Raw genomic sequence first — 22,048 nt, forward strand, 5'->3', positions numbered from 1 at the left:
CGTCTGCGACGGCGGGTCGGTGTCGTCCCCGAGTTGCTGCTTCACACGTAGAAGTCCAGTTCTTCCTGTTGCCTGAGCAGATCACGCATTCGGTACGGGTCCTCGCCGAAGAAGTACAGCAGGCCCCAGTGAGTACCGAATGCTGTTCTCTTGGTGACGGTTTCCTCGACCGGAGCGGACAGGTCGTTGGTCTCGTAGTAGTCGTCGTCTGCGGTGACATCGGGGATGACGAGATCGCTGACGACGCGTCGCCGCGGGTAGACGCCGAAGCATCCGGCGTGACCGGTGGCGTCGACCACCTCTCTCGGGAAGAAGGCGTCGATCTCCTCCTCGGTGGTCTTCGGGTCGAACGCCAATGCCAGGCCCTGGTACGCGTTGAAGCCGTAGGCGCGCTCGAGCAGCTCGAAGACTTTGAAACCCGGTGGCCGGTAAGCAACTTCACCGAAGTACATCTCGCCGTCGCTGGTGACGAAGTACTCGGGGTGAATGAAACCGAACTCGATGTCGAAGGCCTTGATCAGCTTCTCGATCTGCACCGTGATCTGCTCGCGGTACTTCTCCAGTTCCGGTGTGGCCGGGACGAACACCGAGTAACCGAGCCTGACGTACTCGGAGATGTTGAGGAACTTGATCTTGCCGTTGTGAATCCATGCTTCGACCGCGAATTCCCAGCCGTCGAGGTGCGATTCCATCAGCGCCGGAAATTCCTCGTCGGGAATGGAGTCGACCTCGTCAGGGGTGCGAATGACGCGGTGGCCGAGGCAACCTGCCTTGTCGAAGGCCTTGACATGAATCGGGTCGTTGGGATCGCCGTCGAGCTTGAGCAGCGTCTGGTTGACACGCTTGAGGAATCGAATGACGTCCTCACGGTCGTGGGCTTCCTCGAAGATGCCCACTCGAATGCCGCCGAGCTGAGCACGGCGCTTCATCAAGGACTTGTCGCGCAACAGCATTGCCTGACCGAACAGGCGTGGGTTGCCGAGCAACACCGAGTTGATGGCACCGGCCCACTCCACTGTCTCCTCGTACAACGGAATCGCGACGTCGACGCCCTTGGCCTGCAGGGTCTCGGCGATTTCCAGCGAGCGATCGTTGAGTCGCTCGAAGTTCCACGGGAGGTACGGAATGTCGTGCTCGGTGCAGTACGCCTCGGCCCACTCCGGGGCGACGACCACGTAGCGCCGATCGAACTTGTCCAGTGCTTCCACTGCGGCCAAACTCCAGCCCAGCAGGGCCACGAAACCTTTGTTCGGGTCTTTCTCCAGCCTGTCTGGCTGAGCCATGAAGTTCCTTCCCCTTGATGATTCATCGGTCGAGGTCCTTCGCTCCACCGTACAGAGGCGCAAACGGTCGCTCGGCACCCCTGTCGGTGACGGTGGATCACGAACCCGCCGTACGCAGGTGCTCGGTGCGGTTCACGATCGACAGATCTCCGCCGATCGTGCACGATCGTGACCGACGAGGTGCGGTGCGCGCCTACCGGGAACGAGGAGTGCGGAATGACGGTCGACAAAACCGGTGCCGAGGTCGAGATCTCCCAGCAGGCGGACCGTTTCACCGTCTCGGTGGAGGGTTCGCAGGTCGGCTTCACCGAGTTCGCCGACGACGAGCAGGGCAGGCGCATCTTCTTCCACACCGAGGTCGACGCAGCCTACGGCGGACGTGGTCTGGCAACGATTCTCGTGCAGCAGGCGCTCGACGCCACCCGTTCCGACGCCAGGCGAATCGTTCCGATCTGCGAACTGGTGGCCGCCTTCGTGGGTAAGCATCGGGAGTACGACGACATCGTCGAACCGGTCACCGACGAGATCCGGCAGTGGCTGGCCGACCGGCAGGGCTGACCGCGGGAATACCGTCGGACACCGCCGGGTTGAAGCGCGTAGAGTAGTTGCAGAGTCAACTACATTGCCGAAAGGGAGCCCATGCCCGCAGTGACGGTCGACAACATCCTCGCGTTGCCCCGCATCCCCATGCCCGACGCCACCGCCGTCCCCCGGCCGGTCCGGTCGGTCACAACGGCACCGACGGGATACGAGGGGGAGGGCTTTCCCGTTCGCAGAGCATTCGCCGGACTGGACATGTCGTCCCTCGACCCGTTCATTCACATGGACCAGATGGGCGAGGTGAATTACGCGCCCGGTGAGCCGAAGGGGACGCCGTGGCATCCGCACCGCGGGTTCGAGACGGTGACCTACATGATCGACGGGATCATGGAGCACAAGGACTCCCACGGCGGCGGCGGAATCATCAGCGGTGGCGACACCCAGTGGATGACGGCGGGCGGTGGCATTCTGCACATCGAGGCTCCGCCCGAGCATCTGGTGATGTCGGGCGGTCTGTTCCACGGTGTGCAGCTCTGGGTCAATCTGCCGCGCGAGAACAAGATGGCGCATCCGCGTTACCAGGACATCACCGGGAGCAAGGTGGCGCTGGCGTCGAGTCCGGACGGCGGTGCGCTGGTGCGTGTCATCGCCGGCGAGATCGCCGGTCTGCAGGGACCGGGTTCGACGTACACCCCGATTGCGCTCTCGCACAGCACGATCGCGCCGGGAGCGGCGCTGACGCTGCCGTGGAATCGAGAATTCAACGCACTCGTCTATGTTCTCGCGGGAGAGGGCACGGTGGGCGCGGAGAAGCGTCCGATCAGGATGGGGCAGACGGCACTGTTCGGCCGCGGCGACACCATCGAGATGTCCGCATCCGCGGAGGGGGAGTCGCTCGAGGTGTTCGTTCTGGGTGGCCGGCCGATTCGGGAACCCGTCGCGATGGCAGGCCCGTTCGTGATGAACACCAAGTCCGAAGTGCTGCAGGCGTTCGAGGACTACCAGGCCGGTCGGCTCGGAGTCCCCGTCGAATAATCGCGCCTACCGTGCAACGATCTCCGGCATGAGCGACGCAGAACCCGGTATCGGTGGAACACGGCTGTACAGCCGATTGGTCACCCGCGCGGACGGCCCGCTCGAGCCCGCGCGGGCGGCCAGGAGGCTTTCCGCCTACGTCTACGGAAACATCCTGGTCCTCGCGGCGGTCGCAGCATCGACGCCCAGCTCGATCGAGCACGGAACGGCGGCTGTTCTGGTTCTGGCCACTGCGGTGACGACGTTTCTCGCGCATGTGTTCGCGGACTTCGTCGCGGGCAGTCAGATCCCCGAAGCCCACGGTGATGCCACCGACGAGCAACGCAAGTTCAAGGCCGTCGAGGAATTTCGCGATGCCGTTCCCATCCTGAGTTCCGGCACCGTCCCTGCGTTGATGCTGGCCCTCGGTTGGTTGTCGGTGCTCCCGGGCCAATGGTCGGAACTGCTGGCCGGCGGAGTGATCGTGGTGCGCATCGCCACGATTCAGATGGTCACCCAGCGAATTCGCGGCAATCGCTTGACCTTCCGTGCCTTTCTGGGTGGCCTGGCCACCGCTGCGGTTGCTGCGTCGATCGTGCTGGCGAAGGTGTTCCTGGGGCACTAGCTCCCGAACTCGGCGTACAACTCCGGTAGGAAGCCCGCGAGATGGTTCATCTCCTGTCCGCAGTGCAGCAGGAGGTCTCGGGCGAGATCGAGGCCAAGAACGAGGTCCGTCGGGTCCACCGACGCCCCACGGCCGACGGCGCACGCGGCCTGCTTGACGTCCGGTACGTGGAGCCCTCGTAGGTTCAGGAAGAAGCGGCTACGCATCTCGGCACCACCGTCGACAGGGCGCACCTGGTGGGCCAGCCAGCCCAGATCCACCGGTGCGATGGAACTGCCCACTCGGCCGAAGACGATCGTCTGATCTGCGGGAACGTCGAATCCGTGCGCGATCGGATCGCGAAAGGCAATGCCCAGCTGCTGCAGCTTCGGACCGACGTACTCGTCCACGAACGTCGTGTTGCCGATGTACTTGGCCTTGTCGGGGACGTCGAGTGACGTTCGATCCTCGGCGAAGTCCGCGTAGAGGTGGGCATCGGGATGCCACAGCTTGTATCGCGCGGCCTCGGTGGAATGCCAGCCGAACCACCAGTCCCACATCGCTGCCGTCACGCGCGGCATCACCGTACGGACCGCTACGAACGTCACCCCGTCGGCGCGGCGACCGTATCCGGTCTCGATCGTGGAGTAGCCGGTGGACGCGAGATCGGTTGTGATCGCATCGAATCCGGGGATCGACTCGGGCGCGAGGGCAGGTCCCGCGTAGGCGTCCGCGACGACCGCGGGTGCGGGCGTCGTCCTCGGTGCCATGTATCTGGCATACGGCAGGTTTCGATCGGCCTCGCGGTAGCCCTGGTAGCGCTCGGTGCACTGGCCGCCCGAGCCGGTCGCCGGGGCCGCTGCCGCCTTGGCGACCGGGCCGACGACGGCGATGGTGGCCGCGGCAGCCGCTCCGATCATGATCTGGCGTCTGGTGGGCCCCCGGCCCGTGTTCCCCCCGTTGCTCAACATCGGTTGAGACTAGGTCTCGGAATCGACGAATGTCAACGGCCTGGCACTACACTGCGCGGTATGAGGTCGGCACACTCCAAGGACGACGAGTCGAGAGTGCGTCGGCGCGACGAGATCGCCACTGCCGCCATCGAGGTGCTCGCCACGCAGGGGCTGCGCGGCTTGACCCACCGGGCGGTGGACGCCGCAGCGGGACTCGGCCCCGGATCGGTGAACTACCACGCGCCCACCCGGAGTCGGCTGCTTCACCTGGCTCTCGGTCAACTGTTCGTCCGCGACTTCGAGGTGGCCGGAGCGACGTTCGGCACTCTGGTGGACGTCAAACCGCTCACCGTCGACGTCGTGATCTCCCACATCATCGACTTCATCGACGCCATGACATCGGCAGACGCGGTCAAACGGGTGATCGCGCGCCACATCATGCTCGGCGAGGCGCAGCACGACGACGAAATCCGCGAGTTGTTCGACAGTCAACGTGCAGCATTCGTCACCTACACCCAGTGGATCGTCGCCTCGCTGGACTCCGAGGATCCGCCCTCCGACGCCGAAACTCTCGTGGTGATGATCGAAGGTCTCGTTCAGCGGCAAGTGCTGATCGGATCGCGCCTTTCCCCCACCTTCATCGAGCAGATGTTGCGCAAGATCATCGTGGCCTCGCCGTTGGTCGAGGGCTGACCGGGGGACGTTGCTTCATCCCAGCAGCGTGCGACGCTCGGTGTGGGTGAAGGTGAAGATCGTTGCGCCGAAGCTGAGCAGTGCGGTCAGAAGCAGCACCTGGGGTCCGGTGATGACGACGCCGATGAAGGCTCCGATCGCTCCGCCCAACGCGAACGATCCGAGAAGGGCTGTGTAGCACAGCCAGTCGTAGCGCGTTCCCCCGCCGAACAGGTGCCGTTCGATACCCTGGCCCAGCTTCACCAGCGTTCCGGTGACGTAGCTCAGCGGAATGTAGGTCTCTTCCTTCTTCGTGAACGCGGTGTTCAGTGCGCCGAGTGCGAAGGCCACCAACAGAATCGGGTAGAAGTTCACGTTCGCCGACGACCATCCCGAGATGGCGATGTCGATGGCTCCCGCTCCGGCGAGCGCGATCGTGGTCAGCACCGTTGCTCCGTGGGGATGGTTCGACCAGTACCGACGGCGGCAGATCGACGAGATCACCACCCCGGCCAGAAAAGAGCCCATGAGCGCGAGAGCCGCTATCGGTGAGGCGCCCGGGGTGACCTCCTTGCCCTCGGGGTGCCCGAAGTGCCCGACGACAGCACGTTCGGTGTTGCCGGTCATGAAGGTCACGAAGTAGCCGGCAGAATGCAAGAACGCCACTGCGCCCACCATCCCGGCCAGTCCGGACAATATCCAGGACAGACGAGCTTCGGGACCGACTGCTGTGTCGCGGCTGATTGCCACCGGAGAAGTCATGACTCGATTCTCCTGGCTACGGGCGAACCGGCAAATCTTTGAGTTGTCAATCACATAACCGACGCCGATTCACCATTCGCCACCATTCCGCGATGCATCACCCTGTTTCCCACGACTCCGCTGTGATCGGCTCGATGCATCACACATCGGTTGTCCCACATCACCACATCGCCGGGTGCCCACGCATGCCGCAACAGGTTGGTTTCGCGAGTCGAGTGCTCGAACAGCACTCGCACGGTCTCGTGCGCCTCCTCGGGGGACATTCCACTGATCGCGACGCACCGCGCCGGTGCCGACAACGCCAGTGCAGTGCGCCCGGACACGGGATGCACTGCGAACAGGGGATGTTCGGCACTGGAATCGGTGTCCGACGCCACCCCGGTCACTCGATGCGTCACGGTTCGTCCGGCCAGGTTCGCTTTCAGGTCGGCGGGCAGTGTGTCGTAGGCCTCGTACTGATCGCTGAACAGCGTGCTGCCTCCGGCTTCCGGTACCTCGACCGCGCGTAACGCGGTGTAGGCAGGCGGATTCGGCACATACGTGGTGTCGACGTGGAACGCCGACTTCGGCGGTGTGGTTCGGCCGACGTTGCTGATGACGTTCAGATCGGGGAAGCCCGGCACCGGCGTCTCGCCCTCGGTGAACATCATGTCGCCGAACCGTCGGAGAAACGCCAGGAAACCCGCGTCGTCCAAGGGCTGCTCGCGCAGAATCAGCACGCCGTGTTCGGCCAACAGCGCTCGCAGTTCTTCGGTGTCGGTAGAGCTCAGGTCCAGCTCGGTGATCTCGATTCCCAACGTCACGAGGACAGCTCCTTCACCGACAGTTCGTCGAGCGATCGTACGAACAGTTCGTCGACGGCGATGCCCGCCGCCGAGGCCATCACCGCGAGCACGCTCGACGGCGAGTACGAGCAGTACAGGCCGGCCTCGAGGAACCACGGCTCCCCGTCGGGGTCGATTCGGAAGTCGAAGAGACCGTAGTGTCGGCAGCCGAGAGAGCGATAGCACGATCGTGCTGCGGCCCAGACCTTCTCGGTGATCGGATCGGAGACGTCGACCATCCACGCCTTGGTCTGCTCCTTCGCGACCAGGTACAGATCTCCGTCCGAGGTGCGATTCAACTTGTCGGCGCTGGTGCGGATCGACTCGACGGCGTACTCCTCGAGCGGAAGACAGATCAGCTCGTCGCCTCGGGCGATGATGCCGCAACGTACCTCCCGGCCGAGTGGAATGTACGACTCCACCAGTGCCGCAGACGAGTACGCCAGAGCCTCGCTCACTGCGGTTGCCAGACGGTCGGATTCGCGAACGAGCGCGACGCCCATCGAGTTGTCCGAGTCGACCGGCTTGACGACCACGGGCAGGTCGACGTCGATGTCGTCGCCGCAGCGGACCACCACCCCGGTGGGTACGGCGACCCCGGCCGCAGCGACGACGGCTCGGGCACGGGCCTTGTCCGCCGTCATCGCCATCACGTCCGGACCGTTGCCCACGTACGGCACGCCCAACAGATCGAACAGACTGCGGTACGTCGTCATCCCGGGCAGGCAGAACATCTGCGGCACCATGACGTCGAAATGCCACGACGACATGATTTCCACTGCCTGTGCCAACGACATCTGCTGCGCCGCAGCCACACTGGCGGCATCGATACCGCCGGGGAAGCTCCAGAGCCCACCGGGGGATACGAACGCCACCTCGAAGCGGTAGTCGGGATTCCCGCCGAGCGCGTCGAGGAATCCGCCCGCGTACACCCGTGACAGATCGCAATGGAACTCGTCCACCGACGATCCGACCAACACCAGTACCGACAAGGTCATCAGTCGCCTCCGTTCTCCACGAGCTTGCCGATGTTGAAGTCGATGCGCGACCAGCCACGTCGCGCCAGCAGATTGCGCAGCAACAGGGACGGGATCTGGAGGTGGTGCACGAGAAAGTACGGCAGAGGATCCCATCCGGTCAGGATGGCGTCCTTGCCGCGGAAGATGCTGCGAAGGCGAGCTTTTCGGTTGCCCTCGGAGAACAAGCGCCATATCTCGTGGTAGACCCAGTAGGTCGGCCGAGCCGTCGGACGCGGCACGATCACCGGGTGGCCGTCGTCGAGATACGCGGCCGCCAGGTCGGGTTGGTCGTAGAACATCGTGATGGCCGAGTGGGTGCGGGGGTTGCATTCGATCGCGTATATGTGGCCGTCGGCGGCGGATTCTATGAAGTCGAACGACAGCTGGCCGGTCACGTCCAGAGAAGAGACGAATGTTTCCACCCAGCGCAGGATGTCCGGCTTGTCCACCATCTCGTAGTTGACCTGGAACGCCGAGGACACGCAACAGCCGTACACCTGCAGCCGACCCTGGCGTACCGTGCCGTGCGTGCAGTACTCCTGACCGGCGATGAACTCCTGCAGAATCCACGGATCGTCGTCCGTGATGTGCAGGCTCCTGGCGAACGACGAGTTCCGCTCCGGTGTGCGTGCCGACAACCGCGTCAGGTCCATTCGCCCGACCGGGTTGTACGAGATCCGTTTCAGAATGTATTCGCGACCCGGCGGAAACTCGAAGTCGTCGATCTGGGCCGGATCGGTGATCCGCCGGAAGTCGGGCACGCGAAGTCCCAACGATGTTGCGTGCTCGGAGAATCGGGACTTGTCGTCGACCATTCGCACGGTGTCCGCGTCGCCGTGGATCACTTCGCAGTGCGGGTCGAGCACGGCCCTGGCGTCTGCGTCGTGAATGCTCGCCGCAGGGCTGGCCACGGGGACGAAGACATCGACGTTCTCGCGTCGAACGATGTCCAGCAAAGCCTGCGCGTATCCCGGGGCACCCGGATCGGGTACACAGTGAAATCGGTCGACGGCACGGGAGAACCGGTGGCCGGTGAAGCGGTACTTGGCCGATTCCACCAGGATCACCCGATGCCCGGCGAGGTGGAAGGAGCGAGCGAGCTGCAGTGCCTTGGTCATCTTGCCGCCGCTGATCAGCACCGTTCTGGGTGACTCGGATCGGCGGGTGGGCGGCGCAGTGCCACCGATCGCGGCCACCGCCGTCGCCGCGAGGTCGACGGGCAGGGTGGCCGCGAGACCGAGCAGCGCGGCAACCGTACGAATCATGTTCGACGGATGAGCGTGACGCCGTCGCGCAGAGGAAGCAGAACCTGCTCCACGCGAGGGTCTTTCGCTACGTAGTCGTTGAATTCGGCGACGGCCCTGCCGTTCTCGGTGGGCTGCTCGCTGTACGGCTGGCCCTGCAGCAGGGTGTTGTCGACCGCGATCACGGCGTTCTCGGCGAGCAGTTCGCTACCGAGCAGATACTCCACGTAGGCGCGGTACCCGGTTTTGTCGGCGTCGATGAACACCAGGTCGAACCGACCGTCGAGCCGTCGAAGGGTCTCCAGTGCCGGACCGACCTCCACCGTGATGGACGAGCCGGCAGGTGATTCCGCGAAGCAGGACTGCGCGAACTCGGCCACGTAGGGATCCACCTCGCACGCCACCACCTCACCGCCTGCAGGCAGAGCCTCGGCCATCGCCAGTGCCGAATAGCCGGTGAACATACCGATCTCGAGTACCCGCTTCGCCCCGGTCATGTGCACGAGAAACGCGAGGAAGCGTCCCTCCACGTGGCCGGAGAGCATCTCCATCTCCAGGGGCCCCGAGCCGGAGACCACGTCGCGTGATCTCCAGTCCTCGGTGCGGGTCCGCGACGCCAGTGTCGCCAGCGCTGCGGATTGGGAGGTGGTACAGGTGTCGAGATACGGGTCGAGTCCCGCTGCGAGATCGCGGGCTCGATGAACACGGGTGGTCAGCTCGTCGGTCACCCCGGCACCGGCGTCGAGCAGATCTGCTATCTCGCTCAGCTCACGCGCCAGAATGGTCGTCGGGGTCACCGGTCGCGGGGCCTTCGTCACGGCGTCGGCGCGGTGAACATGTCGAGGCCCTCGCCTGCCCGGGGGAAGTCCAGGCAGATCTTCTTGTGCAGCGTCAGGACATCGGCCAGCTCCGCTGCGTCGAGGTCGTTGAGGAAGCGGCACGTGCCGATCGGATCGGGCACTGCGGCACGCAGGATCCCGTCGCGTGTCTTGAGGATCGATGCCGTTGCCTCGGAAAGTAATTCGGGTGTCAGGTACGGGCTGTCCAGGGCCAGGCCGATGCTGGACATCACACCGAGTACGCGATCGCGGTCGGCCGTGGACAGATGTCCGCGTTGCTCGGCGACGGTCGTCGAGAGCGCCATGTCGATGTTGATCGCGTGACCGTGGAAGAACGGTGCAGGCGGGGTCAGCTCGAGCGTCGGACTCCAGGTGTGACCGAAGGCGATGACGCGATCGAGATCGATCTCGTGCAGATTGGGGGCCTCGAGTTCGAGCATCGTCGCGATCGCCGAGTAGGTCAGTTTGTCTGCGACCGAACGTAATTCCGCTGTTCCGTCGAGATGGCCGAATCGGGTTCGCAGCAGTTCGGGCCCGTACTGTTCGAGCATCTCGAAGATTTCCAGATTGCCGACCACGGAGATCTTGATCAGCTCGGCCATGCCGTTGCGCACCTGGTCCTCGGGCAGCGTGCCGAGGAACGAGAAGTCCAGCAGCACCTTCTGTGACGCGTGGTAGGCACCGAGGCGGTTCTTGTGCTTTCCGTAGTTGACGGCCACCTTGATGGACACGCTTGCATCGATCAAGCCGATCAGGGTGGTGGGAATGCGGATGTACGGGGTGTTGCGGCGGTAGCTGGCGCACGCGAATCCTGCTACGTCCGTTGTCAGTCCGCCGCCCACAACCAGTACCGGCTCGGTGCGGACCAGACCGAATGCATCGAACTCACCCACGATGCGCTCGAAGGTCTCCAGCGACTTGGCGGTCTCCGCGATGTGCACCGGAACCACCGTCAGTGCGATCTCGTGGTGATCGAAGTATGCGCTGATCCGGTCGCCGTAGATGTCGTGCACCGCTTCGTCGACGACCATCAGCGCGCGACCGTACGGCCGGTAGCTGTCGGCCAATTCGGTGTTCTCGATCGCGAACACCCCGTCGACGTAGATCAGGTCGTACTCGATGCGCTCGTATCCCTCGACGCGAAACGACCTGTCCCCGGCAACGACCTGGGCCTGAAGATTGCTCACTGGTTACTCCTGGAGGATTGGATGAAAAGGTCAGACAAAACGCGCGCTCCGCAGGTCGGGCTCAGGCGGAGAGCAGAGCTCGGACGCGCTCGGGATCGAGTGCATCGACGGTCTCGGTGGCCGAGTCGAATTCGGTGCCCGCAGTGTTCTCGTTGGGGAATGCCACACAGGTGATACCCGCAGCCGCTGCCGCCTGGACACCGCCGGCGTTGTCTTCGATGGCCACACTGTCGGACGCGTTCTCGCCCAGCGTCTTCAGCGCGTACTGGTACGAGGCGGGGTCGGGCTTTCCCGGCTCGACCGAGGTGGCGTCGACGATGACGTCGAACGAGTCGGCGGTGAGTTCGGGAGACAGAGCCGCGAGGAGCGCGTCGATGTTCTCTCGCGAGGTCGTCGTCACGAAGCCGACTTTGAGGCCGTTCGCTTTGGCGGAGTCGATCGTGTCGGCGACGCCCGGACGCGTCTTGACGTCGGACTCGCCGATCAGTCGTTGGAAGATCTCCGACTTGGTGGCGTGTACTGCCGCGGCGTCCACCTCGGTACCGGTCTCGGACGCGTATTCGCTGATGCGGTCGGCACCACCGTTCGACCCGAGCATGGCCCGGTAGTCGTCCCGGGACCAGTTCCAGTTCAGATCGTGCGCTGCGAACGCCTCGTTGAACGAGCGACGCTGCAGTTCGGACGTGTCGACGAGTGTGCTGATCGAGCCGAACAGAATTGCGGGCATGGTTGCCTTTCGAAGCGAGAGACGTTGTACCAGTCAACGTCTCGCGTAAGCGCGATGGGGTGAGTTGGTTCGGGGGGTATGCCCCATCGGAGTCGAACGGGAAACCTTCGAATTTTTTTCGGCCGAGCGATCGTCAGCGGGGCCGCACGGGAGCAGCCAGAATGGTCGGTGTCGAGCGGCCGCGCAGTGTCACCGTCTCGCCCGTCGTCCAGTGCATGCGTTCGTCGTCGGATGCGTGATCGAGCACCGTCGACGACGTGAGCACATCGGTGTCGGGGTCATCCTTGGCGAGATCGGTGAGCCGGGCCGCCTGGTTCACCGTGTCGCCGATGACGGTGTACTCGAAACGTGACTCGGCGCCGATGTTGCCTGCGATGACCGATCCGTACGTGACTCCGATGCCCAACTCGTAGTCGCCGTCGATGGACAGTTCGGCCGCCAGGGTGCGCGCGGTGCGTAGTGCGGCGGTCGCGGGATCCGGGTGATCGACCGGAGCACCGAAGATCAGCAATGCGGCATCACCCTCGAACTTGTTGACGAATCCCCCGCCTCGCTCACCGTGCTCCACGACGACCGCGAAAAATCGATTGAGCCAGTCCACCACGGCTTCGGCCGATTCTCGTTCGGCGCGAGCCGTCGAACCCACGAGATCGACGAACAGCACCGCCACAGTCCGATTCTCGCCGCCGAGGCGGGGTGCGCTCGCGAGCGCTCGTTGGGCGACGTCCTGGCCCACGTGGCGACCGAACAGCGATCGGAGACGTTCGCGCTCGTCCAGTCCGACCACCATCTTGTTGAACCCGTTCTGCAAACGGCCGATCTCGGAGGCGTCGTAGACGTCGACACGGGTATCGGTCGCCCCGGCTTCGACGCGTTGCATGGCGCTGCTGACCTGCTGCAGCGGGTCCGAGACGGAGCGTCCGACCAGAAACATGCCGCCGAATCCGACGACCAGGGCAACCGCGGAGAGCGACACCATCGCGGGGGAAAGATCGACGTCGGGAGGGATGACGGTGTCGATCAACCTGCCGAGTCCGATGAGGCCCAACCCGAGAACGGGAATCGCCGTGCTCAGGACCCAGATGAGAACGACACGAAGCCGAACACCGAGAGCTGCGGAATCGGTGACCGCACCGACGTCCATCACCGCGGCTGTGATCGGGCGAAGAGTTCGTTCGGCCACCAGGTAACCCAGCGAGCACGTTGCCAAGCCGCCGAAGCTGACGGCGATCGCCACGATGATCGACAGCGCGGCACCGGCCGACGCATTGACCGAGACGAACACCGCGACGCCGAGCGCCCACAGCAGAACGTGGACGCCGAGTTGGCGCAACGGCAGTCGGACGACGGCGATCGCGGTCTCGTCCGTCGGCGTTCCTCCGGTGTGCAGCCACCGAATCAGGGGTGCTGCGACGCGGAGCCCGAGCCCGATACCGATGGCTATCGCGACCGGTAGGTACACGAAGAACGCCAGGTAATTTCGGTCCGACAGGATCTCTTCGGAACCGACCGGCAGCGGCAGGACGAAGCGCGCCAAAACGAACACGATGACGGCCCCGATGGCGTTGGCCGACACCATTCCCACCGCGTACAGACGCATGGGTCTGCGTTCGAGGGCAGATCGCAGGGCGGCGATCACCGGTGGTTCTCCGTGTTCGGCACGCTCGAACTCTAGGGGTCCGGCGAAAAGAATCCAGGAACTTCTGCCCGAACGACTACCTGTGTCGTTGAGTACCTGGTAATCTCCGTAACAGTTACCTACAGCTTTTCGACGATGGAAGGAACCACGGCGATGACCAGCACACTGTCCCGGAACGACGTTCTCGAGCCGGAGGACGTTTCCGCTCGTCTGCTCGATTCCGCCGCCCAGCTGTCCTACGACCCGTCCGAGGAAGTCGACTGGGAAGCCGACCTCGATCCCTCCCTCTACGGACTCAATCCGGAGTGGAGCACCCTGTACGGGACGAAGCTGTGGGACGAGATGAGCGAGGAGCAGCGCATCACGCTCACTCGCCACGAGGTCTGCTCCATCATGAGCACCGGCATCTGGTTCGAGATGATCCTGCAGCAGATGGTTCTGCGCGATCAGTACTGCAAGGACTCGTCGAACTCCGACTTCCAGTTCGCGCTCACCGAGATCGCCGACGAGTGCCGTCACTCGATCATGTTCGCCCGCGCCTGCCAGAAGATGGGCATCAAGGCATACCTGCCGCGTCGATCGAGCATCGAACTCGGCCGCGGCTTCAAGGCTCTCGCTGCCGCCGAGGTCGCCTACGGCGGCATCCTCGTCGCCGAAGAGGTGCTCGACGTCATGCAGCGCGACTGGATGCGCGGCGAGAACGTGCTGCCACTCGTGCGCACCACCAGCAAGATCCACGTCGTCGAGGAATCACGGCACATGACCTTCGCGCGCGCTCAGATGCGTGAGGAGATCGCCCAGAAGAGCCCGGCTCGCCGCAAGACCAGTGCGCTCGTCGTCGCGATCGCTGCTCGGCTGATCGTGTCCAACATGGTCAACAAGGAGGTCTACGCAGCAGCGGGCCTCGACGTCGACCGCGCGGTGAAGGAAGCGAAGAACAACGCGCACCACCACACGATGATGCGTACTTCGAGCGAGCACCTGATGGCATTTCTTCTCGACTGCGGTTTGATCACCAAGCCGGCCGAGATGATCTACCGTCGCTTGCACATGCTCTGATCGCACCGCTCCCGCTCGAGGCCGTGAAGGACATCCGATAACCCATGCCGTTCGCGATCACGCAGAACTGTTGCAACGACGCATCCTGCCTGTCGGTGTGTCCGGTCAATTGCATTCACCCGACACCCGACGAGCCGGACTTCGGTAAGACGGAACTGCTCTACATCGATCCGCGCTCGTGCATCGACTGCGGAGCCTGCGCCGACGCGTGTCCGGTGGACGCGATCACGCGCGTCTCGAGACTGACGCCGGATCAGCAGATCTATGCCGACATCAACGCCGACTACTACAAGGACAAGCCCGCCGTGGCCGAGTGGGGCGCGCCCCGATTCCCGGTGGCGACGGTCAACGACCTACCGCCGATCGACATCGCCATCGTCGGAACCGGGCCTGCGGCCTGCTACACCGCTCAGGCGTTGCTGAGGGTGCCCGGCACCAGCGTCACCTTCTACGACCGGCTGCCCGTCGCGGGCGGTCTCGCCCGCTACGGCGTCGCTCCCGATCACCTGGGTACCCGACGCATCAGCGAGCACTTCCGTGGGATCTTCGCCCATCCTCGGGTGACGATGAAGCTGGGCGTCGAGGTCGGCAAGGACGTCGACCACGTCGAACTGGCCCGCAAGTTCGATTCGGTGGTCTACGCCGTAGGTGCCGACAAGGACCGGGCCCTCGAGATTCCCGGTATCGACCTCGACGGATCCGTCAGCGCGCGCACCCTGGTGGGCTGGTACACCGGCCACCCCGACGTTCCCGCAGACGCGATCGATCTCGCCGGCGTCGACCGCGTCACCGTCATCGGAAACGGCAACGTCGCGCTCGACGCGGCTCGTATCCTCACCGCCGACCCGGACGGGCTCGACGGAACCGAGATCGCCCCGCACGCGCTGGCCGAGCTGCGTCGCCATCGAGTGAACGAGGTCGTCGTACTCGCCCGTCGTGGGCCCGAGTTCGCGGCGTTCACTCGTTCCGAGTGCAAGGCTCTGGTCGATCGGGCAGGCGTCGAAGTCGTGGTGGCAGGTCCGGACGGAATCGTCGACGCGATCGATCGCCTGCCGTTGTCCGCCCCCGCATCGGCTCTTGCCGGGGCAACGCGAGTCGAACTGGGATCGTCTGTGCAGGGCCGGCGCATCGTCTTCGCGTTCGGCCGGGCACCGGCTGCTCTGCACGGAAGCGGCTCGGTGGAGTCCATCGAGGTGGGGGTGGGTGAACACGCGGTCACTCTCTCGTCGGAGCTGGTGCTGCTCGCCATCGGATACCGCGGAACCCCGTCACCGGGCATCCCGTTCGACGACATCACGGGCACCATTCGCAACGAGGGTGGTCGTATCACCGCCGCCGACGGCACTCCGGTTCCAGGCTGTTACGTCGTCGGTTGGGCCAAGAGAGGTGCCACCGGTGGCATCGGCGACAACAAGATCGACGCCGAGGAAACCGCCGAAGCGCTGCTGGCCGACGTGCCGACACGCGGGTCTGCGCGTCCGCTCGGCTGGTACGGAAAAGTGAGTGCGGCCCTGGGCGACCGCGTCTCGCGAGTGCGCTGACCGGCCGGTATCGCTCGGTTCTGTTCACCTTGTGTAGCAGTCTCATTCGAGTCTGAGCGATTCGGATGTGCAGCGCGGCGCGCAGGGTTACCGTTGAGTATGGCTGAACGGGGGGCCAAGCCCCAGGTTTCTTTTGTGAGACGGACGATGCTGCGCGCAGTCCGATCGTTGTTCAATCCGCTCCGTCCCGACGACTACCTGTCGATGATCAATCCGCTGTGGACCACTCGCGAACTTCGAGGGAAGGTCGAGCGGGTGGTTCCGGAGGGGTCGGAGGCCGTCTCGGTGTACATCCGTCCAGGTTTCGAGTGGCAGGGCCACACGCCCGGGCAGTACGTCCGACTCGGAGTGCTCATCGACGGTCGGTACCACTGGCGGGCGTACTCGATCACCTCCGATCCGGATCCGGTGGACGGCCTGGTCAGTGTCAGCCCCAAGCTGGTGCCCTCGGGCACTGTCTCGCCGTACCTGGTGGGCACCATCAGAACGGGCGATATCGTCCGGCTCAGCGAAGTCGAGGGTGAGTTCACTCTGCCGAGCCCGATTCCGGAAAAAATGGTCTTCATCAGCGCGGGCAGCGGGATCACGCCCATCATCAGCATGTTGCGCGCCCTCGACCACCACGATCAGGTGACCGATGCAGTCGTGGTGCACTCGGTGCACAACCGCGAGCAGTTGATGTTCGCGGACACGCTCGACGAGCTCGAAGCCAAACACGCCGGGCTCACGGTGAAGTTGCGGATCACCAGCGACGAGGGGCGGATGAAGGCCTCCGAACTGGACGAGTTGGTTCCCGATTGGCGTGAGCGTGAAGCATTCTGCTCCGGCCCGGGTGAACATCTGGACGATCTGCGCTCGTACTGGAAAGACCAGGGCGACTACGACAGATTCCATCACGAGAGCTTCCAACCGGTCATCGGCGGCGGAGACGACGCGGGCGAGGGCGGCACCGTGCGCTTCCTCAACAGCAAGAAGGACGTCGAATGCGACGGCGGCACAACCATTCTCGCCGCAGGTGAAGAAGCCGGGTTGGATCTGACCTACGGCTGCCGCATCGGCATCTGCCACACCTGTGTAGGTACCCTCAAAAAGGGGCGTTTACGTGACCTACGTAACGGGGATATCTCCGAACCTACGGGGCAAGCGGTTCGGATCTGTGTCAACACCGCCGAGGGCGACATCGAAATCGAACTCTGATCAACCATCGAACAGGGGAATTCATGACGATCGACGAAACCACCAGGCGTACCGGCACCAGTGACGAACCGGTGAACCCGTTGGCGCACCTGAGCGACGAGACCATTGCCGAACTGGCCAAGGAGTTCGACGCCATACACGACGAGGTGTACGCCAGCCTCGGCGACAAGGACCGCAAGTACATCACGTCGGTGATCGCCGCCCAGCGTCAGTTGCTGGTCGCGGGGCGTGTGCTGCTTCTCGGCTCCACCAGCAAGCCGGCCTGGCTCGCCGGAACGACATGCCTCGGGATCGCGAAGATCCTCGAGAACATGGAGATCGGCCACAACGTCATGCACGGCCAGTGGGACTGGATGAACGATCCGGAAATCCATTCGTCCGTGTGGGACTGGGACACCGCCTCCACCGCCAGTTCGTGGAAGCACTCCCACAACTACGTGCACCACACGTACACGAACATTCGCGGCAAGGACAAGGATCTCGGGTACGAGATCATGCGTATCGACCCACGTCAGAAGTGGCACCCTGCGTACCTGGCCCAGCCGTTCTACAACGTTCTGCTGATGGCGTTCTTCGAGTGGGGCGTGGCCCTGCACGATCTCGACATCGAGGCCATCCGTCGTGGCGAGAAGCCGATCAAGGATCTCGTCGAGGACCTCAAGGGCATCGGCGTCAAGGCTCGTAAGCAGTTCGTCAAGGACTACGTGGGCTGGCCGATCATCAGCGCCGGTGCGTTCGCGCTGGCGCAGCTGGCTTCGGGTGGCCGGTTGCCCGAGAGCAAGAGGTCGCGTCTGGCGTCCAAGCTGCGTGGGTCGGCTCGGTTCGGAAAGAACCGCAGGACGGCGTCCTTCCTGGACAGCCGGTTCAGTGGAGTGGAGAGCACGTTCCTGTCCACGTTGGCCGCCAACTTCACCGCCAACATCATTCGCAACGTCTGGTCGAACGCGATCATCTTCTGCGGCCACTTTCCCGACCAGGCCTACACCTTCAGCCAGGAAGAGGTCGAGAACGAGACTCGCGGCGGCTGGTACGTCCGTCAGCTGGTCGGTGCCGCCAACATCGACGGCGGACCACTGTTCCACCTGATGAGCGGCAACCTCAGCTACCAGGTGGAACACCACCTCTACCCGGACATGCCCAGCACTCGCTACGCGGACGTCGCGCCGAAGATCAAGGACATCTGCGAGCGCTACGAACTTCCGTACAACACCGGACCGTTCTTCAAGCAGTGGGGCATGGTCCAGCGGACCATCGCACGGCTGGCGTTCCCGGGCGGCAAGACTCGGCCGAAGCCGGGCCCCTACCGGCCTGAGGAGAGCTGGCGTCGTAAGTTCGCCGAGGGTGCCACCAAGGACAGCGAGGCCGCGAAGACGCGTGGGCGCGTGCCCGCCGGGCACCCGGCAGCCGGGCCCGAGCACAACTCCGGTGGCGTCGACGTTGCGCCACCGCCCCGCGGCGACGACTGAGTTTCGTCCGTAGAGAGCAGACAAGAACCGCGGCCACCCGACTTCCGGGTGGCCGCGGTTCTGCGTTGTGGTGGGTCAGGTCATGTCGACGTCCTTGGTCTCGATCAGCCTCTTGGTGCACACCAGACTCAGTACCGACAACAGGGCCAGCATGACGCCGATCGAGATGCTGCCGAATGCGGCCGTGAGCGGTGCCGCGAGCATCGGCGGAATCGCTCCACCGAGAACTCCGGCGAGGTTGTAGCCCAAACCTGCTCCGGTGTAACGGAATCGAGTCTGGAACAGCTCGGGGAGCAGGGCTCCGGTCGGTCCGTAGGCCACTCCGAAGATGGCCAGCGTGACGCACATGCCGATCACGAACGCTGCCGGTGACCCGGTGTCGAGAACGGGGAACAGTGCGATCGACCAGGGTATCGCGATGATGCACGCTCCCATGATCACCCGCCGACGTCCCACCCGATCGGAGTAGGTGGCAGAGACCGCGATCGCGATTCCGAAGATCACCGCGGCTCCGATTCCGGTGATCAACACGAACGGGCGCTCGAATCCGAGTGTCTTGGTGCCGTAGCTCGTCAGGTACGCGGTTCCCATGTAGAAGAAAGCGAACAGTGATGCCAATGCACCTGCAGCAGTGATGATTTCACGCTTCTGGATGCGCCAGGCGTCGAAGATCGGCAGTTTCGTCGGAGCCGCGTTCGCCGGTGCCTGCTCCTCGACGAGCTTGTTGGCGCGAAAGACGGGGGTCTCCTCGATGGCCAACCGCATGTACAGGCCGATGAGTACCAGAACGGCGCTGAGCAGGAACGGGATTCGCCAACCGTAATTGAGGAACGTCTCGTTGGTATCGCCGAGCAGGAGACCGGTGGCGAGGAATGTCGCGCTGGAGAAGATGAAGGCGGCCGACGGTCCCAGCTGGGGGAACATCGCGTAGAACCCGCGTTTGCCGGGCGGTGCGTATTCGGCCGTGAGCAGGGTCGCGCCGGCCCATTCGCCGCCGACCGCGAACCCTTGTCCGAACCTGAGCAGTACCAGGATGATCGGCGCGGCCACGCCGATGGTCTCGGCGCCGGGGAGCATACCGATCGCGAACGTGGACACACCCATCAGCAGCAGTGTCGAGATCAGGGTCTTCTTGCGGCCGATGCGGTCACCGAAGTGTCCGAACAGCACTGCGCCGACGGGCCTGGCGATGAACGCGACGGCGAACGTCGCGAACGAGGCCACCGTGCCTGCGGTGGAGCCGAGGGCCGGGAAGAAGATCGTCGGGAAGACCAGCGCTGCTGCGGTGCCGTAGATGAAGAAGTCGTAGAACTCGATCGTCGTGCCGATGCCACTGGCGACAGCGACCCGGCGGACACTGGTCTTGGTCTGCACCGCAGGTGGCGTCGACGCGGACACACCCGGGTCGTCGGGTGAGACAGTGGTCATTGTTCCTCCGTTTTGTCGGGTATCGGGTAAATGTGCGATACCGAGTGCGACGAACGGTAGTGACCCGGGTCACCCCACGAATACCCCCGGATGGGGGTGTGGGTGGCGGAGAGTGCGCACGTCCGCCGAGGGTTCGACTCAGGCGCACCTCAGGGTTCGCCGGTACCGTTTCGTCACGGGGGCGGAGAGCCCGTTTCTGCGGTCGGTGAAGCGGAGGTGTTCGTATGTCCATAGACCACAATCGAGACGTGTTCGACAGCGCGCGGGTAGCCGCTGCATACGTGGAGTACGCGGGTCCCACCGATGGGTTTCTCGACCGTGGGGAGGCGGCGGCGCTGGTCGCAGCAGCCGGGGTTGCTCGCGGGAAACCGGTACTGGATGTGGGCGTCGGCAGCGGCCGAACCACGGCGCTGCTGCGACTGCTCAGCGACAACTACGTCGCTATCGACTACGCACCGAACATGATCGCGAGCTTTCGACGGAACTTTCCCGACCTACCGGCGCACGTGGCCGACGCACGTGATCTCGCGGACTTCGCCGACGGCGAGTTCGGCTTGGTTGTGTTCAGCAACAACGGAATCGACACCGTGACACACGACGAACGCCGTCGGGTGCTGGCAGAATTCCACCGAGTCGTCGGCGAGTCCGGAACTCTGGTCTTCTCCACTCTCAACCGCAATGGACCGTCGTTCGGGGAGAAGCCGTTTCAGCTGAGCAGGCCGACCCAGAAATTCACGTTCTCACTCGAGCGCATCGTGACCGCCGTCGGCAGGCGACTGCTCGATCCCGCCGGAGTCGTTCGTAGCGTTGCCAATTGGTGGTCTGCGCGCAGTCGAGTCGTCGATCGCGGAACGTGGGCCGTCGCTCCGCTCGCTGCGCACGATTTCGCTCCGATCATGCACTTCACCACGGTGACGGATGTGCGACGACTGGTGACCGACGCCGGATTCACCATCTCCGAGATCTTCGCCGACGACGGTTCGATCGTGGCCCCCGACGCTCCGACGAGCTCGGCGGACAACTTCACCGTCGTCGCGCGAAAATAGGGCCCTCAGCCCAGTCGCTCGAGTGCCTCGGTCATCTTCTCCACCGTATCCGGCGCGACCTTCGCCTCGAACCCTGCCTTCAGAAACGGGCCGGCCACCTTGGCGGCACCGTTGAATTCGATTTTCGCGTGGTAGTCGACTCGGGTCGAGCGCGGTCCTTCGGCGGTCAACGTGATGTCGTCGACGCTCGTGGCCGTCTTGTTCTCACCTTCGAACACGACGTGATCGGGCTCGTCGGTGACCAATGCGTAGGTCAGTTCGGTGGTGATACCGAACAATTTCGAAACGTTGTGCCACTGCGTGCCGACGGCAACCGGACCGTCGGAAATCTGTGTGCAACTCTGGGTCCCGGGATCCCACGCTGCCGCATTGGAGAAGTCCCGGAGAAATGCCGCTGCCTTCTCGATCTCCACTGCGGCGGTGAATGTTCTGGTGACGTCGACCATGACGCTCTCTCTTTCTTCTTCGTGTGGATCAGTCTTCGAGGCGGACGCCGAGATGGTCGGCGAGACGGCGCATGGTGTCGACGATCTGATCCTCGGTCACCCGGGGGAAGCCGGCCATCTTCCTGAACTCCTGGTCGGTGACGCGTGACCAGTCGTAGACCTGAGTCAGGGCAGTGCGATCCTCGGAGACCGCGTCGAGCTCCCAGGACCACCGCGTACCGCGAGGCTCCATGCCTCGACGACGAGGAATCCATCCGATGCGCCGGTCCTGCTCGAACACGAACACGGTGTTCTCCATGACGTACTCGCCGAGCTCCGGCTGATACATGTCCATCGCGAAGGTGTCGCCCACGGCCCCCAACGGCATCGGGTCGATCGCCCCACGCAGCATTTCCGAGCCGTCGACCGCTGCCTGGACCTCGGGGTTGACGAGCGCGGTGAACACGGAGGCGGGGGGAGCGTCGATCACGCGCCTAACGGTCAACTCGTCGGTCATGGAACACGCCTTTCAGTTATTTGTGCTGGCTACGGACTTACCCCCGTCTGCGGGGAAAGAAA

22 protein-coding genes are annotated in these 22,048 nt (G+C 64.1%); 9 read left to right on the forward strand and 13 right to left on the reverse strand.

Annotated elements, in window-relative coordinates:
• Positions 1-41: 41 nt before the first annotated feature.
• Positions 42-1,283 (reverse strand): ATP-grasp domain-containing protein, encoded by a 1,242-nt coding sequence (locus tag CH276_RS06320; protein WP_094630393.1) that lies wholly within the window; start codon positions 1,281-1,283, stop codon positions 42-44.
• A gap of 216 nt (positions 1,284-1,499) precedes the next feature.
• Between CH276_RS06320 and CH276_RS06325 the strand changes: the two genes are divergently transcribed.
• The 3 genes from CH276_RS06325 to CH276_RS06335 all read left to right on the forward strand — a co-directional run bounded on the left by CH276_RS06325 (position 1,500) and on the right by CH276_RS06335 (position 3,462).
• A complete protein-coding gene (locus CH276_RS06325) occupies positions 1,500-1,841 on the forward strand; it encodes a GNAT family N-acetyltransferase (protein ID WP_032396329.1) in 342 nt (113 codons plus the stop codon).
• Between the two features lie 81 nt (positions 1,842-1,922).
• Positions 1,923-2,858 (forward strand): pirin family protein, encoded by a 936-nt coding sequence (locus CH276_RS06330; protein WP_094630394.1) that lies wholly within the window; start codon positions 1,923-1,925, stop codon positions 2,856-2,858.
• Between the two features lie 28 nt (positions 2,859-2,886).
• On the forward strand, positions 2,887-3,462 hold the full coding sequence (locus tag CH276_RS06335) for a hypothetical protein (RefSeq protein ID WP_094630395.1): 576 nt from the start codon (positions 2,887-2,889) through the stop codon (positions 3,460-3,462).
• Here CH276_RS06335 and CH276_RS06340 read toward each other — a convergent pair.
• Positions 3,459-4,412 carry a DAPG hydrolase family protein gene (locus CH276_RS06340; RefSeq protein WP_254924174.1) on the reverse strand — a complete coding sequence of 318 codons (954 nt, stop codon included), beginning with the start codon at positions 4,410-4,412 and terminating at the stop codon, positions 3,459-3,461. The two genes, CH276_RS06335 and CH276_RS06340, sit on opposite strands and share 4 nt — an antisense overlap.
• Before the next feature lie 60 nt (positions 4,413-4,472).
• On the opposite strand from CH276_RS06340, the gene CH276_RS06345 reads away from it, so the two are divergent.
• A complete protein-coding gene (locus tag CH276_RS06345; RefSeq protein WP_052049656.1) occupies positions 4,473-5,087 on the forward strand; it encodes a TetR/AcrR family transcriptional regulator in 615 nt (204 codons plus the stop codon).
• A gap of 15 nt (positions 5,088-5,102) precedes the next feature.
• Here the strand turns inward: CH276_RS06345 and CH276_RS06350 are convergent, their stop codons facing one another.
• From CH276_RS06350 to CH276_RS06385, 8 genes are all read right to left on the reverse strand, one after another.
• Positions 5,103-5,828: a YoaK family protein gene (locus CH276_RS06350; RefSeq protein WP_045196782.1), complete on the reverse strand. Its 726-nt coding sequence runs from the start codon at positions 5,826-5,828 to the stop codon at positions 5,103-5,105.
• Between the two features lie 50 nt (positions 5,829-5,878).
• Positions 5,879-6,631, reverse strand: a complete 753-nt coding sequence (locus CH276_RS06355; protein WP_094630396.1) for a TauD/TfdA dioxygenase family protein — start codon at positions 6,629-6,631, stop codon at positions 5,879-5,881.
• On the reverse strand, positions 6,628-7,650 hold the full coding sequence (locus CH276_RS06360) for a D-alanine--D-alanine ligase family protein (RefSeq protein WP_094630397.1): 1,023 nt from the start codon (positions 7,648-7,650) through the stop codon (positions 6,628-6,630). Before CH276_RS06360 ends, CH276_RS06355 begins: the two co-directional genes overlap by 4 nt.
• Positions 7,650-8,936: an ATP-grasp enzyme gene (locus tag CH276_RS06365; RefSeq protein ID WP_094630398.1), complete on the reverse strand. Its 1,287-nt coding sequence runs from the start codon at positions 8,934-8,936 to the stop codon at positions 7,650-7,652. Before CH276_RS06365 ends, CH276_RS06360 begins: the two co-directional genes overlap by 1 nt.
• Complete coding sequence (locus tag CH276_RS06370) at positions 8,933-9,712, reverse strand: O-methyltransferase (protein WP_045200333.1); 780 nt, start codon at positions 9,710-9,712, stop codon at positions 8,933-8,935. Before CH276_RS06370 ends, CH276_RS06365 begins: the two co-directional genes overlap by 4 nt.
• Before the next feature lie 17 nt (positions 9,713-9,729).
• The gene (locus tag CH276_RS06375; protein WP_045196776.1) at positions 9,730-10,941 is read right to left on the reverse strand and encodes a sedoheptulose 7-phosphate cyclase; all 1,212 of its coding nucleotides are present in this window, start codon (positions 10,939-10,941) and stop codon (positions 9,730-9,732) included.
• Between the two features lie 61 nt (positions 10,942-11,002).
• Positions 11,003-11,668, reverse strand: coding sequence for an HAD-IA family hydrolase (locus tag CH276_RS06380; RefSeq protein WP_032395993.1), 666 nt, complete (start codon positions 11,666-11,668; stop codon positions 11,003-11,005).
• Between the two features lie 133 nt (positions 11,669-11,801).
• Positions 11,802-13,307 (reverse strand): adenylate/guanylate cyclase domain-containing protein, encoded by a 1,506-nt coding sequence (locus tag CH276_RS06385; protein ID WP_094630399.1) that lies wholly within the window; start codon positions 13,305-13,307, stop codon positions 11,802-11,804.
• 153 nt (positions 13,308-13,460) lie between these two features.
• Between CH276_RS06385 and CH276_RS06390 the strand changes: the two genes are divergently transcribed.
• The 4 genes from CH276_RS06390 (at position 13,461) to CH276_RS06405 (ending at position 18,570) form a co-directional block, all read left to right on the forward strand.
• Positions 13,461-14,366, forward strand: coding sequence for an AurF N-oxygenase family protein (locus CH276_RS06390; RefSeq protein ID WP_094630643.1), 906 nt, complete (start codon positions 13,461-13,463; stop codon positions 14,364-14,366).
• A 44-nt stretch (positions 14,367-14,410) separates the two neighbouring features.
• The gene (locus tag CH276_RS06395; RefSeq protein ID WP_094630400.1) at positions 14,411-15,907 is read left to right on the forward strand and encodes an FAD-dependent oxidoreductase; all 1,497 of its coding nucleotides are present in this window, start codon (positions 14,411-14,413) and stop codon (positions 15,905-15,907) included.
• A 99-nt stretch (positions 15,908-16,006) separates the two neighbouring features.
• Complete coding sequence (locus CH276_RS06400) at positions 16,007-17,104, forward strand: ferredoxin reductase (RefSeq protein WP_176459128.1); 1,098 nt, start codon at positions 16,007-16,009, stop codon at positions 17,102-17,104.
• Between the two features lie 23 nt (positions 17,105-17,127).
• Positions 17,128-18,570 (forward strand): fatty acid desaturase family protein, encoded by a 1,443-nt coding sequence (locus tag CH276_RS06405; protein WP_094630401.1) that lies wholly within the window; start codon positions 17,128-17,130, stop codon positions 18,568-18,570.
• 75 nt (positions 18,571-18,645) lie between these two features.
• Here the strand turns inward: CH276_RS06405 and CH276_RS06410 are convergent, their stop codons facing one another.
• Positions 18,646-19,998, reverse strand: coding sequence for an MFS transporter (locus CH276_RS06410; RefSeq protein ID WP_094630402.1), 1,353 nt, complete (start codon positions 19,996-19,998; stop codon positions 18,646-18,648).
• Between the two features lie 224 nt (positions 19,999-20,222).
• Here CH276_RS06410 and CH276_RS06415 point away from each other — a divergent pair, with 224 nt between their 5' ends.
• Positions 20,223-21,044: a class I SAM-dependent methyltransferase gene (locus tag CH276_RS06415; RefSeq protein WP_094630403.1), complete on the forward strand. Its 822-nt coding sequence runs from the start codon at positions 20,223-20,225 to the stop codon at positions 21,042-21,044.
• 5 nt (positions 21,045-21,049) lie between these two features.
• Here the strand turns inward: CH276_RS06415 and CH276_RS06420 are convergent, their stop codons facing one another.
• Together CH276_RS06420 and CH276_RS06425 are read right to left on the reverse strand one after the other, a co-directional pair.
• Entirely contained in the window at positions 21,050-21,490 is a 441-nt protein-coding gene (locus CH276_RS06420; protein WP_094630404.1) for an SRPBCC family protein, read from the reverse strand.
• A gap of 28 nt (positions 21,491-21,518) precedes the next feature.
• Positions 21,519-21,986: an SRPBCC domain-containing protein gene (locus tag CH276_RS06425; RefSeq protein WP_032395985.1), complete on the reverse strand. Its 468-nt coding sequence runs from the start codon at positions 21,984-21,986 to the stop codon at positions 21,519-21,521.
• Positions 21,987-22,048: the final 62 nt, after the last annotated feature.

The organism is Rhodococcus sp. 06-470-2 (assembly GCF_002258235.1).
In the GTDB taxonomy this organism is placed as follows: domain Bacteria; phylum Actinomycetota; class Actinomycetes; order Mycobacteriales; family Mycobacteriaceae; genus Rhodococcoides.